This window comes from Candidatus Symbiopectobacterium sp. NZEC135, assembly GCF_025962695.1.
In genome coordinates this window covers 1-11,995 of the sequence record NZ_JAGFPF010000080.1, presented here as the reverse complement: position 1 = coordinate 11,995, position 11,995 = coordinate 1, and the positions used below count along the sequence as shown (strand labels likewise).

The 11,995-nt window shown below is 55.4% G+C and carries 11 protein-coding genes; 10 read left to right on the top strand and 1 reads right to left on the bottom strand.

Features of this window, described 5'->3' with window-relative positions; genetic code table 11:
- The first annotated feature begins 116 nt into the window (after nt 1–116).
- The 8 genes from J5224_RS21870 (at nt 117) to J5224_RS21835 (ending at nt 9,200) form a co-directional block, all read left to right on the top strand.
- The gene (locus J5224_RS21870) at nt 117–1,649 is read left to right on the top strand and encodes an ABC transporter substrate-binding protein (protein WP_264627361.1); all 1,533 of its coding nucleotides are present in this window, start codon (nt 117–119) and stop codon (nt 1,647–1,649) included.
- 58 nt (nt 1,650–1,707) lie between these two features.
- Nucleotides 1,708–2,625: an ABC transporter permease gene (locus tag J5224_RS21865; protein WP_264627360.1), complete on the top strand. Its 918-nt coding sequence runs from the start codon at nt 1,708–1,710 to the stop codon at nt 2,623–2,625.
- 71 nt (nt 2,626–2,696) lie between these two features.
- Complete coding sequence (locus J5224_RS21860) at nt 2,697–3,602, top strand: ABC transporter permease (RefSeq protein ID WP_264627359.1); 906 nt, start codon at nt 2,697–2,699, stop codon at nt 3,600–3,602.
- Between the two features lie 10 nt (nt 3,603–3,612).
- Nucleotides 3,613–4,602 (top strand): ABC transporter ATP-binding protein, encoded by a 990-nt coding sequence (locus tag J5224_RS21855; protein WP_264627358.1) that lies wholly within the window; start codon nt 3,613–3,615, stop codon nt 4,600–4,602.
- Nucleotides 4,603–4,607: 5 nt separating this feature from the next.
- The gene (locus tag J5224_RS21850; protein WP_264627362.1) at nt 4,608–5,480 is read left to right on the top strand and encodes an ATP-binding cassette domain-containing protein; all 873 of its coding nucleotides are present in this window, start codon (nt 4,608–4,610) and stop codon (nt 5,478–5,480) included.
- A gap of 36 nt (nt 5,481–5,516) precedes the next feature.
- Nucleotides 5,517–6,947, top strand: a complete 1,431-nt coding sequence (locus J5224_RS21845) for a M20 family metallopeptidase (RefSeq protein ID WP_264627357.1) — start codon at nt 5,517–5,519, stop codon at nt 6,945–6,947.
- A 90-nt stretch (nt 6,948–7,037) separates the two neighbouring features.
- Nucleotides 7,038–7,970 (top strand): LysR family transcriptional regulator, encoded by a 933-nt coding sequence (locus J5224_RS21840; RefSeq protein ID WP_264627356.1) that lies wholly within the window; start codon nt 7,038–7,040, stop codon nt 7,968–7,970.
- 213 nt (nt 7,971–8,183) lie between these two features.
- Nucleotides 8,184–9,200, top strand: coding sequence for a 1-aminocyclopropane-1-carboxylate deaminase (locus J5224_RS21835; protein ID WP_222160934.1), 1,017 nt, complete (start codon nt 8,184–8,186; stop codon nt 9,198–9,200).
- Nucleotides 9,201–9,240: 40 nt separating this feature from the next.
- On the opposite strand, the gene J5224_RS21830 is transcribed toward J5224_RS21835, so the two are convergent.
- Entirely contained in the window at nt 9,241–9,744 is a 504-nt protein-coding gene (locus tag J5224_RS21830; RefSeq protein WP_264627355.1) for an Lrp/AsnC family transcriptional regulator, read from the bottom strand.
- 394 nt (nt 9,745–10,138) lie between these two features.
- Here J5224_RS21830 and J5224_RS21825 point away from each other — a divergent pair, with 394 nt between their 5' ends.
- Both J5224_RS21825 and J5224_RS21820 read left to right on the top strand, forming a co-directional pair.
- Nucleotides 10,139–11,416 carry a NupC/NupG family nucleoside CNT transporter gene (locus J5224_RS21825; RefSeq protein WP_264627354.1) on the top strand — a complete coding sequence of 426 codons (1,278 nt, stop codon included), beginning with the start codon at nt 10,139–10,141 and terminating at the stop codon, nt 11,414–11,416.
- A gap of 34 nt (nt 11,417–11,450) precedes the next feature.
- The coding region (locus J5224_RS21820; protein WP_264627353.1) for a 4'-phosphopantetheinyl transferase family protein at nt 11,451–11,995 on the top strand (545 nt) is incomplete at its 3' end.

Sequence of the window (11,995 nt, the reverse complement as noted above, 5' to 3'; positions counted from 1 at the left end):
TCTTAAATCAGTAACAAGCTGGTAACCCGGTTGGCGTCACTCTTGCAAAAACACCCTGAACCAGGATGAACGATGATCCTTGTATTCCTCCTTTTATTCATGGTGTGGAGAGTAACATGACGCGTTTACTTACAAGACGGCTACAACAATATGTGTTCACGGCAGTGCTGATGGGAATGGCTGCCCAAAGTTACGCCGGGAAAGCCAATGATACGTTGGTCTATGCCTCTGACAGTGAGATAGAAAATGTCAGTCCCTATCACAATACCATGCGGGAAGGGGTGATTTTAGCCCATCTGGTGTGGAGCAACCTGGTTTACCGCGATCCAAAAACCGGTGAATACAAACCGGAACTCGCTACCGATTGGCAGTGGGAATCGCCGACTGCATTACTGATGCATTTACGCCAAGGGGTCAAATTTCATAATGGCGATGATTTCTCTGCGGATGACGTCGTCTATACCTTCGAACATATTGCCGGACCGAATACCGATTCGGTGGTGCCACAAAGCGTCAACTGGATTGCGCGCACCGAAAAGGTGGATGACTACACGGTCCGCCTGCATTTAGCCAAGCCTTTCCCAGCGGCGTTGGAGTACCTGTCTGGCCCGACACCTATCTTTCCGGCGAAGTATTTCCAGAGCGTGAAGCTGGCGGGTTTTAGCCGTGCGCCGATCGGCACCGGCCCGTATAAGGTGGTGCAGGTGATCCCCGGCCAGGGGGTCACCATGGAGAAAAACCCCGATTACTTCAAAGAGAGCCCCTTGGGTCAGCCCAAGATCGGCAAACTGAATTTCGTGGTGATCCGTGACCCGGAAACCCGTCTGGCGCAGTTGATGACCGGGCAGGTGGATTGGATCTGGCGCGTACCTTCCGACCAGACTGAGGCGCTGTCTTCCATGCCGAACCTCGCGGTGAAAAGCGGTGAAACCATGCGCGTCGGCTTTGTGGCGATGAGCATTCACAGCGATTCGCCGGAAGGGAAGCCTTTTCAGGATGTGCGCGTGCGCCAGGCGGTGAATTACGCCATCGATCGCCAAAGTATGGTGACCAATCTGGTGAAAGGCGGCAGTAAGCCAGTTTACACCGCCTGCTTCCGTGAGCAGGTAGCCTGTGATGCCAGCAAGGTGATCAATTACCCGTTTGATCCACAAAAAGCCAAACAGCTGTTGGCGGAAGCGGGTTATCCCAACGGGTTTGATACGGATATCTGGGCCTACCGTGAGCGCGATTACGCAGAAGCGATTATCGGCTATCTGCGTCAGGTTGGCATCCGCGCGCGACTGCATTACGTGCAGTATCCGGTGATGGCGGACGCGTTGATTTCCGGCAAAGCGCCAATCGCGTTCAATACCTGGGGCTCGTTCTCGATTAACGACGCTACTGCGTTCACCACGCCGTACTTTGGCGGCAAGGGTAATGACATCTGGAAGGATCCCGAGGTGACCACTACCTTGCTGAAGGCCGATGAAACCATCAATACCCAGGATCGCGCTGCGCTGTATGCCACCGCGTTGGGGCGTATCTCGTCTCAGGCCTATATTGCGCCGTTGTTCTCCTACTCAACCCACTATGCCTTTACCTCCGATCTGAATTTTCAGGATTGGCCGGACGAACTGCCGCGCTTTGCCCTGTCCAGTTGGAAGTAATGCTTGCTACGGGAGAAGCGCTGCTTCTCCCGCGTTGTGATCAAGAAGGAGCCGCATTATGGCGAAGTACGTTTTTCATCGGCTGCTGGTGGCGCTCGCGGTGTTGTTTACCGTGGCGCTAGTGAGTTTCTCCCTGTTGCACCTTTCCGGCGATCTGGCCGCAGCGATTGCCGGGCCTGAAGCCACGGCAGAGGTGATTGCGCAGATTCGTGTCCGATATGGGTTAGATCAGCCGCTTGCCACGCAGTTTGGTCATTGGCTCTGGGCCGCGCTGCATCTTGATTTCGGACGCTCTTTCTATTTTGAACACACCGTGATGGAACTGGTCGGGCAGCGTATGCCAGTCACCTTGAAATTGGGGGCGGTATCTTTGCTGCTGGCGCTGCTGGTGGCGATCCCGCTCGGCGTATTGGCCGCAGTATTCCGTGATTCCTGGGTCGATCGCAGTGCCGTGATGACGGCGGTGCTCGGGCAGGCCATGCCCAATTTTTGGTTTGCACTGCTGCTGATCTTGGTTTTTGCCGTGGGGCTAAAGTGGCTGCCGGTCGCTGGCAACACCACCTGGCAACACTTTGTTCTGCCCGCCATTGCGTTGGGCTACTACGCCATGCCCTCCCTAATGCGGCTTACCCGCTCCGGCATGCTGGACGTGCTGAACGCTGACTATATCCGCACCGCACGCGCCAAGGGACTGAGCAGTTTTCACGTCATCGTTAAACACGGCTTGCGTAACGCCATTATTCCCGTCGTCGCGCTGGCGATGGTGGAACTGGGCTTTATGTTGGGCGGCTCGGTGGTGATTGAATCGGTATTTGCATTGCAAGGGTTAGGGCAATTGGCGTGGGACTCCATCTCCCGCAATGACTTCCCGGTGGTGCAGGCCATCGTACTGATTATTGCGGTGTTCTATATCGTTCTCACCTTTTTGGCAGATGTGCTCAATGCCGCACTCGATCCGCGCTTACGGGCGCGCTAGGGGTAAGCAATATGAAAGCATCTGAAAAGACATCTGCATTGTGGCTAGGGCTTTTTTCGCGAGGTGGCGCTGTGACAGTAACGCAAACTGAAGCCGGACAATCGGGGTTATTACCGCAACCGGGCCCATGGCAACGCGCTATGCGGCGCATCCTGGGCCACCACAGCATGACGCTGGGCGTGGTGATTCTGGGCATTGTGGTGGTGCTGGCGCTGTTGGCACCGTGGATCAGCCCACACGACCCTTATGCGCAGGATGTCAGCCGACGTCTGATCCCGCCGGTCTGGTATGAGAAGGGCAGTTGGGAGCACATCCTCGGCACCGATAAGCTGGGGCGCGACTACTTAAGTCGCCTGCTGTTTGGTGCGCAGGTCTCCCTACTGATTGGGTTAGCCGCCGCCGCACTGGCGGGCGTTATTGGCATCACGCTGGGTGTGGTTGCCGGTTATTTTGGCGGTCGTGTGGACGCGATGGTGAGTTATCTGCTGACGGTACGCCTCTCGATGCCGGTGATTTTGGTGGCGCTGGCGATGGCATCGTTGGTGGGGGGCTCGGTAAAAGTGGTGATTCTGCTGCTCGGGTTACTGCTGTGGGATCGCTTTTTGATCGTTTCACGTTCTGTCACGCGCCAACTGCGGGAAGAGGAGTTTGTCGCTGCGGCGAAAACGCTGGGGGCATCGTCTGCTTTCATCATGGTGCGGGAAATTTTGCCCAACTTGCTGGGGCCGCTGACGGTGGTAGCCACGCTCGAGATTGCCCATGCCATTTTGTTGGAAGCCACGCTCTCCTTCCTGGGGCTTGGAGTACAACCGCCGATGCCCTCTTGGGGATTGATGGTGGCAGAAGGTAAAGCCTACATGTTCTTTCAGCCCTGGGTGATTTTGATTCCCGGCATTGTGCTGGCGGTGGTGGTGCTCGGCATCAACCTGGTGGGTGATGGCCTGCGTGATATTACCGCTGTAGACGGGCGTAACTGAGGAGGTTGCCATGAGTCAGGATAGCTTGTTGGATGTCAAAGACCTGCGCGTCGATCTACCTACGGCGCGGGGCACCTTGCACGCAGTGCGCGGTATTGATTTCTCGGTGCGTAAGGGCGAGATGCTGTGTCTGGTGGGTGAATCGGGGTGCGGTAAATCCATGACGTCGCTGGCCCTGATGGGGCTGCTGCCGCGTAAGGCGGTGCGCAGTGCGACGCACCTGCGCTTTAAAGGGCAAGATCTGCAAACGCTGAACAATAAACAGATGGCAGCGATCCGCGGCGATCAGATCGCCATGATCTTTCAGGAACCGATGACCTCGCTTAATCCCTCCTACACGCTGGGCGAACAACTGTGCGAGACGTTGCATGCGCACCGTAAGGTGACGCCGACCCAGGCAAGAGAGCGTGCGCTCTATTTAATGGAACGGGTTGGTATTCCTCAGGCAGGGGATCGTCTGCGGCAGTATCCGCATCAACTGTCGGGGGGATTGCGTCAACGTATCATGATTGCCATGGCGTTGATGTGTGAGCCGGAGCTGATCATCGCCGATGAGCCGACCACGGCGCTGGATGTGACCATTCAGGCGCAGATCCTGCGCATGCTGCGCGAATTGCAGCAGGAGCTGGGGACCGCGGTGATTTTTATCACGCACGATCTTGGCGTGGTAGCGCGCATCGCCGATCGCGTGGCGGTGATGTATGCCGGCCAGATTGTTGAGACCGCACCGGTGAAAGCGCTGTTTGAGCAGCCGCAACATCCCTATACCAAAGGGTTGATGTCATGCATCCCGGTACGAGGAAAAACCGTTCCCGGCCAGTTGTTACAGGCGATCCCCGGTGTTGTGCCGAGTCTTATCGGCGCGCAGCAGGGGTGTGCGTTCCGCAATCGTTGCCCCAGCGCGCAGGCCTGTTGCAGTGAAAACCCGCCTTATGTTGCGGTCACGCCGCAGCAGCATGTGCGCTGTGTGCAGGCACAAGCCTGGGAGGATGTGGCATGAGCGAAATGGTAACGGCGTTTGGCGCAGTACAACCTGCCCCCTACATTCCCGGCAATGACGATCTGGCGTTAGAACTTTGTGCGCTGAGCCGCGAATTTCGCCTGAATCGCGGGATGTTTGCCCGGCCCGGTATCTTTACCGCCGTCAATAACGTCTCTTTACGCGTGCGGCGCGGTGAAACCCTTGGGCTGGTGGGCGAATCCGGCTGCGGTAAAAGTACGCTGGCGAAGATGCTGCTGGGGTTATTGCCACCGACCTCGGGCAACGTCCTGATTGAAGGGCGTGAAATCGATGCGGGGGATCGCAAAGCGCTGGCGACCCGCATCCAGCCGATTTTTCAGGACCCTTACTCTTCGCTGAATCCACGCCGCACGGTGGCCGATATCGTTGAAGTCGCGCTGCGCCTGCACAACATTGGCACCCCGGAAACCCGCAAACAGCGAGTGCAGGAGATGTTGGATCGGGTCGGGATGCCAACCCGAACCCACGGGCAGTATCCCGGCCAGCTTTCCGGCGGTCAGCGCCAGCGCGTCGCTATCGCTCGCGCGCTGATCATGCGCCCGGCAATTCTCATCTGTGATGAGCCAACCTCGGCGTTGGATGTGTCGGTTCAGGCGCAAATCCTTAATTTGCTGATGGCGCTCAAGCAGGAGCTCGGTCTGACGTACCTGTTTATCAGCCATAACCTGGCGGTGGTGGAGCATCTGGTGGATCACGTCGCCGTGATGCGCAAAGGCGTCATTGTCGAGCAGGGGACGCGCGAGCAGATTTTCGAAACGCCGAGGCACCCCTACACCCAGGCACTGCTTGCGTCGGTGTTGACGCCCGAGCCGGGGCTCGGTATTCCCGAGATTTCCCCCCATTACAGTGGATTATGACCCGAATACGGCAAAAATGAAGAAGGATGCAGGCAGATGACGCGTGAAGAATTGATGCAAGCGGCGAGCGACTATATGGCGTCTGGTGCGTTTTTGGAAACGCTGGCACGGCGGGTAAGCTACCCAACAGAAAGTCTGGTCGCAGAGCGAGCGCCCCAGATAATGGCCTACCTGACGGAAGAGATGGTTCCCTCGCTTCAGGCATTAGGCTTTGAATGCCGCATTGTGGATAACCCGGTGGCGGGGAAATGGCCTTTTCTGCTGGCGCGCCGTATTGAACCCGAAGCGCCCTTTACGTTACTGACGTATGGCCATGGCGATGTGGTACTGGGCGATGAAGCTAACTGGCTGGAAGGGGTCGATCCCTGGAAAGTCACGCCGGATGGCGATCGTTGGTATGGCCGCGGTACGGCAGACAACAAGGGTCAGCATACCATCAATCTGGCTGCCCTGATGTTGGTGCTAAAAGCGAAGCAAGGGCGACTTGGCTACAACCTGAAGCTGATTTTGGAAATGGGAGAGGAAACCGGTTCCCCCGGGCTGGATGCGCTGTGCGCACGCTACAGTGACTGGTTGGCGGCGGATTTGTTTATCGCTTCTGACGGCCCCCGCGTCGTGGCCGAGCGCCCGACGCTGTTTCTGGGGTCGCGCGGGGTGTTTAACGTTGAGCTTCAGGTCAAGCTGCGTGAAGGCGCGCACCACTCTGGTAACTGGGGTGGGCTGTTGGCAAACCCCGGTATTCGTCTGGCCCATGCGTTAAGCAGCATTGTGGATGCGCGCGGACGTATTCTGGTGCCAGGGTTACGCCCGGCGATGTTGCCTGAGCAGGTGCGTTATTTGCTGAGCGATATCGCTTTGGGGACGGGTCCCAACGATCCGGCCATCGATCCTGACTGGAACGAGCCGGGCCTGACGGCGGCAGAGAAGCTCTACAGTTGGAATACCTTTGACGTGCTGGCCTTTACCACCGGCAATCCCGATAAACCGGCCCATGCGATCCCGCCAGTGGCGCGGGCACACTGCCATATGCGCTACGTGCCCGGCAGCGATGTGGATAATTTTCCACGTTATTTGCGTGAGCATCTGGATGCACACGGGTTTGAAGATGTCACGATCGTCACCCCCGATCACTGCTTTACCGCAACGCGACTCGATCCCAGCGATCCTTGGGTAGCGTGGGGCGAAGCCTCAATTGCCCGGACGACGGGAAAAAAAGCCGCCATCCTGCCCAATTTTGGCGGTGGTCTGCCAAATGCTTGTTTTTCCGAAACCTTGGGGCTGCCGACGCTGTGGGTGCCGCATTCTTATCCGGCCTGTAGCCAACATGCGCCGAATGAGCACTTGCTGCAATCGGTCGCGCAGGAAGCGCTACAACTGATGGCCGGTATGCTGTGGGATCTGGCAGAGCAGGGGGCGGCGGTGTGTCGCCAGCGAGAGCAGCACGCAGCCACTGCTATCGTTGCTTGATCCTGTCGCCAACAGGATCTTTCGCCTCAACACTCGCGCGTACCGGTTTTTCGGTGCGCGCGTTGTCGTTTTTCAGCGCAGGAGGAAGCCATGCACAATACCGAAATCCGTTACTTTATGGCCGTGGTGAGCACCGGTTCGTTAAGCGCTGCCAGCCAGCAGCTTTTCGTTGCGGTTTCCGCGATTAGCCGCCACATCCAACGGTTGGAAAAACGTCTGGGGATGCCGCTGTTTGAGCGCAGTGCGCGCGGTATGGTGCTCAATGATGCCGGACAAATTCTGGCAAACCATGTCAGACGCAGCATGGCGGATATGAAGCTGGCTATCGCTGAACTGGAAGGCCTCAAAGCTCGGCAGCAAACCCCGATTCGCGTGGTGTGTACCGATGGCCTGGCGCTGAATCTGGTGCCGCTGTTGCTGGCACGTTTTCGCCAGTTGCACCCTGAAGTCAATTTTCACCTGATTGTCGGCAGCGGCCAGCAGGTGCCGGAGTGGGTGCGGCACGGTGAAGGGGATGTGGCAATTAAGTTTAGCCTGGCGGCTGAGCCGGGGGTTGATGTCATCGCCTCATTTCCCGCACCGGTTACCGCATTTATGCATCGCGAGCACCCGCTGGCGACGCGCGATTTCGTCTTGTCCGATCTGAATGCCTATCCGTTGGTGTTGCCGGATCAAACCGCCACCATCCGGCAACTGTTCGATCTGTGCTGCCGAATGAACAGCGTGTTCATCGAACCGGTGTTTACCAGCAACCAATTTTCTGCGGTATTCGGCTATGTGCGTAACGATCGCGACGCGATCGGTATCTGTAGCCATTTTTCGGTGATGGGGCACATGCTCAACGATGAGCTTCAGATTCGCCGCGTTAACGTAGAGCCGTTGGGGCAACGTATGCTGCAAATTCAGACCGAGATCGGGCGTCCTCGAACGGCGCTGCTGGCACGTTTTTTTCAGTTTCTCAAGCAAACGCTGACGGAAATGGACAGCCAATTGCGGCAGCGCTATGGCATGCCAGAACACTAAAAATGATCATTAATTTTATTTCTTTATTCTTATATTTTTTGTTTTTTTTATTCTTAATTGTGTCTTTTGTTGTTTTTTATGGTTAAAAATTGGATTAATAACGCAATTTAAATTCATCATTATTTTGTTAGTCTGTTTTTACGGCGTGAGGATATTTCCGAAGAAATAGCCATCTCCCGTTTCCCTAATGCCACTTTATTTTGGAGCTTGATGATGAATCTGGAGAAATTTCCCCGCTATCCGCTGACCTTCGGTCCCTCTCCCATCACGCCGTTGAAGCGATTGAGCGAACATCTGGGCGGTGATGTCGAACTTTATGCCAAGCGCGAAGACTGCAACAGCGGCCTGGCGTTTGGCGGCAATAAAACCCGCAAGCTGGAATACCTGATCCCAGAAGCGCTGGAGCAAGGGTGCGACACGCTGGTCTCGATTGGCGGTATTCAGTCGAACCAAACGCGTCAGGTTGCTGCTGTGGCGGCACACCTCGGCATGAAGTGCGTGCTGGTTCAAGAGAACTGGGTGAATTATGCGGATGCGGTCTACGATCGGGTCGGCAATATCGAACTCTCGCGTATTATGGGGGCGGATGTACGCCTTGATGCCGCTGGGTTTGACATCGGCATTCGTCAAAGCTGGCAGCAAGCGATGGAAGAAGCGGCACAAGATGGTGGAAAACCGTTCCCGATCCCGGCTGGCTGCTCTGAGCATCCCTTGGGGGGATTAGGCTTCGTTGGCTTTGCTGAAGAAGTGCGCCAGCAGGAAAAAGAGCTGGGCTTTACGTTTGATTATATCGTGGTCTGCTCCGTGACCGGCAGCACCCAGGCAGGGATGGTGGTGGGCTTTGCCGCCGATGGGCGCTCTCGCCGCGTTATTGGCATCGATGCGTCTGCCAAGCCGGAACAAACCAAGGCGCAGATCCTGCGTATTGCGCAAAATACGGCGAATCTGGTGGAGCTGGGGCGCGAGATCACTGAAGAAGACGTGGTGCTGGATACCCGCTACGGTGGACCGGAGTATGGCTTACCGAATGAAGGTACGCTGGAGGCGATTCGTCTGTGTGCCCGCACTGAAGGGGTATTGACTGACCCGGTTTATGAAGGTAAATCCATGCACGGCATGATCGACATGGTACGGCGCGGAGAGTTTCCTAAAGGTTCCAAAGTGCTGTATGCCCATCTGGGCGGAGCCCCGGCATTGAGCGCTTACAGCTATATTTTCCGTAACGGCTGATGGTGTTTGAATAATAGCTGGCCCGTCCGGGCCAGCGTTATCAAAAAGGTAGCTGCGTGGTTGAGAGCACCTGGCGCAATCCCATAAAGGAACGTATCTGCCGTACTCCGGGAAGAAATAACAACTGCTCGGCATGTAACTTATTAAAACTTTGATTATCTTTGGTGCGGAGCATCATCATGTAATCAAACTCCCCCGTCACCACATGGCATTCCATACACCCACTGATGTGTTGTGCCGCCAGTTCGAAATCAGCAAACGACTGGGGCGTAGAACGGTCCAACACCACGCCGATTATCACCACCATGCCTGCATTCAACGCTTCTGGGTTGAGCAGGGCCACCGTGCCTTTTATTAAGCCAGCCTGCTTTAAACGCTCTACCCGCCTCAGGCAGGCTGGCGCACTGAGGTTGACCTTTTCTGCCAACGCCACGTTGGAGAGCGACGCATCCTTTTGCAGCAGTTGCAGGATGGCGTAATCGAACTTATCGAGGTCAGAGGACTTTTCTTCTGCGGTGGTTGGCGATAATGTTTTTGTTTTCATGGTGTTGCCTTTTATTTGTCACCTATAACATAAAATTGCGTGTTGTACCTGATACCGTTCAGCTAAAGCCATCGATTATCCTCATTGATGTTGAAAATGAACGATATACCCTCGCATCAAACAATATTATTAACACATTGCTTTCCCTTGCTGGCATAAGAAAAAGCGATATCTCTAGCGTCCCGGGGCGCATACCCAATAAGGTGTGGAAAAAGAACGTGATAGAAATCCCAGATGTAGAGGGAGACGCGTGTCAGAAAGTGTTCAAATGTGACAAAAAATGCGTATTTATCGAGTGGCCGCCTTATAATCCGCCTTTGAGTTTTCTCGGGCAGTCTGACCCGAGGTGAATGGTCTATTCTTGATTTCAACAGCGCATAAAAGGGAACTCCTTATGCAACTCATTATGAGTCTTATTGGCATGGCCGTGTTGGTGCTGGTCGCCGTTTTACTTTCCAGCAACCGCAAGGCTATTCGTTTGCGCACGGTGCTGGGCGCTTTTCTGCTCCAGATAGGTATTGGTGCCTTGGTACTTTATGTGCCTCTTGGGCGCAGGGTACTGGCAGGGATGACCGAAGGAGTTGCCCTGGTTATTGGTTACGGCAATGAAGGCGTATCGTTTATTTTTGGCGGTCTGGCCTCTGATAAAATGTTTGAGTTGTTTGGCAACGGTGGCTTTGTATTTGCACTGCGGGTGCTGCCGATCATTGTCTTTTTCTCCTCGTTGATTGCCGTTTTGTATTACATCGGCGTGATGCAATGGGTTATTCGCCTGCTAGGCGGTGCGTTGCAAAAGCTGCTAAAAACATCACGAACCGAATCGCTCTCGGCGACGGCTAATATTTTCGTTGGGCAGACGGAGGCACCGCTGGTGGTGCGTCCCTATATTGCCACCATGACGCGTTCGGAGCTGTTTGCTGTGATGTGCGGTGGTCTGGCATCCGTTGCTGGTGCTGTTATGGCAGGCTATGCACAGATGGGGGTGCCGTTGGAGTATCTGATTGCCGCCTCCTTTATGGCCGCACCGGGGGGCTTGCTGTTTGCCAAGCTGATCGTGCCGGAAACCGAGAAAACGCACGATCATGAAACCCACTCCGGTTTTGTGAGCGCCGATGACCAACCGGCCAACGTGATTGATGCCGCGGCCAGTGGCGCAGCTTCAGGGTTGCAGTTGGCGCTCAATGTGGGCGCGATGCTGCTGGCGTTTGTGGCGCTGATTGCCCTGCTTAATGGCATTCTGGGGGGCATTGGCGGATGGTTTGATTATCCACAGCTCTCTATGGAACTGATTTTGGGCTGGTTGTTCGCACCAGTGGCGTTCCTGATCGGAATACCGTGGCAGGAATCGACGGTTGCGGGGGCCTTTATCGGCCAAAAACTTATTCTCAATGAGTTTGTTGCCTATCTGAATTTTAGTCAGCATCTCAAAGCGGATGATGTCGTGGCAGCCCTGGGATTACAGGTGCTCTCGGATCAATCGAAAGCCATTATTTCGTTTGCCTTGTGTGGCTTTGCCAATCTGTCATCGATTGCGATTTTGATTGGCGGGCTCGGCAGCATGGCACCAAACCGTCGTCAGGATATCGCGCGTTTTGGGCTGAAAGCGGTTGCGGCAGGAACGCTTTCAAACCTGATGAGTGCAACCATTGCTGGTTTCTTTCTGGCGCTTTAAAACCTGATCCGTGGCAGGGGGAGAGTGTACGTTAATGACCATCTCGGCGTTTATCGGCAATATTGAATGGATGACGCTGCCTTTGCCCAATAGCGAGGCTGTGTATCCTGGATTCTGCGCCTATTGTCGTTTCAACCCAGAGGCTTACCACGATATGCTTTATCATCGTGTTGATGTGCCCTTGTCTGCGGAGCTGGCACGCTCGGTGCCTAAGCGCCGCGCTGAATTTCTCGCGGGGCGTTATCTGGCACGTCATGTGCTAGAAAAACTCGGTATAAACCAGTTTACCTTGCTGAGCGGCCAGGACCGCTCGCCGGTATGGCCTGAAAATCTTTGTGGCTCTTTGAGCCACAATAAAGACAGCGTGCTGTGCGCGATTCACCGTCGCAGCGACGTATTCAGCGGTGTGGGCGTAGATGTGGAAACGCTGATGAGCGACGATCGGGCTGCTTCACTCTGGCCTGGTATCGTGGGTGATGAGGAGTGTCAATGGCTACACGGGGTAGATATGCCGTTTTGCCAGGCGCTGACGTTGAGTTTTTCAGCCAAGGAGAGCTTGTTTAAAGCCATCTATCCTTC

Excerpts from the sequence above, each read along its gene's own strand:
- J5224_RS21825 (WP_264627354.1), top strand. The coding sequence starts at position 10,139 with ATGCAACTCATTATGAGTCTTATTGGCATGGCCGTGTTGGTGCTGGTC.
- J5224_RS21835 (WP_222160934.1), top strand. The coding sequence starts at position 8,184 with ATGAATCTGGAGAAATTTCCCCGCTATCCGCTGACCTTCGGTCCCTCT.
- J5224_RS21855 (WP_264627358.1), top strand. The coding sequence starts at position 3,613 with ATGAGTCAGGATAGCTTGTTGGATGTCAAAGACCTGCGCGTCGATCTA.
- J5224_RS21850 (WP_264627362.1), top strand. The coding sequence starts at position 4,608 with ATGGTAACGGCGTTTGGCGCAGTACAACCTGCCCCCTACATTCCCGGC.
- J5224_RS21870 (WP_264627361.1), top strand. The coding sequence starts at position 117 with ATGACGCGTTTACTTACAAGACGGCTACAACAATATGTGTTCACGGCA.
- J5224_RS21845 (WP_264627357.1), top strand. The coding sequence starts at position 5,517 with ATGACGCGTGAAGAATTGATGCAAGCGGCGAGCGACTATATGGCGTCT.
- J5224_RS21830 (WP_264627355.1), bottom strand. The coding sequence starts at position 9,744 with ATGAAAACAAAAACATTATCGCCAACCACCGCAGAAGAAAAGTCCTCT.
- J5224_RS21840 (WP_264627356.1), top strand. The coding sequence starts at position 7,038 with ATGCACAATACCGAAATCCGTTACTTTATGGCCGTGGTGAGCACCGGT.
- J5224_RS21865 (WP_264627360.1), top strand. The coding sequence starts at position 1,708 with ATGGCGAAGTACGTTTTTCATCGGCTGCTGGTGGCGCTCGCGGTGTTG.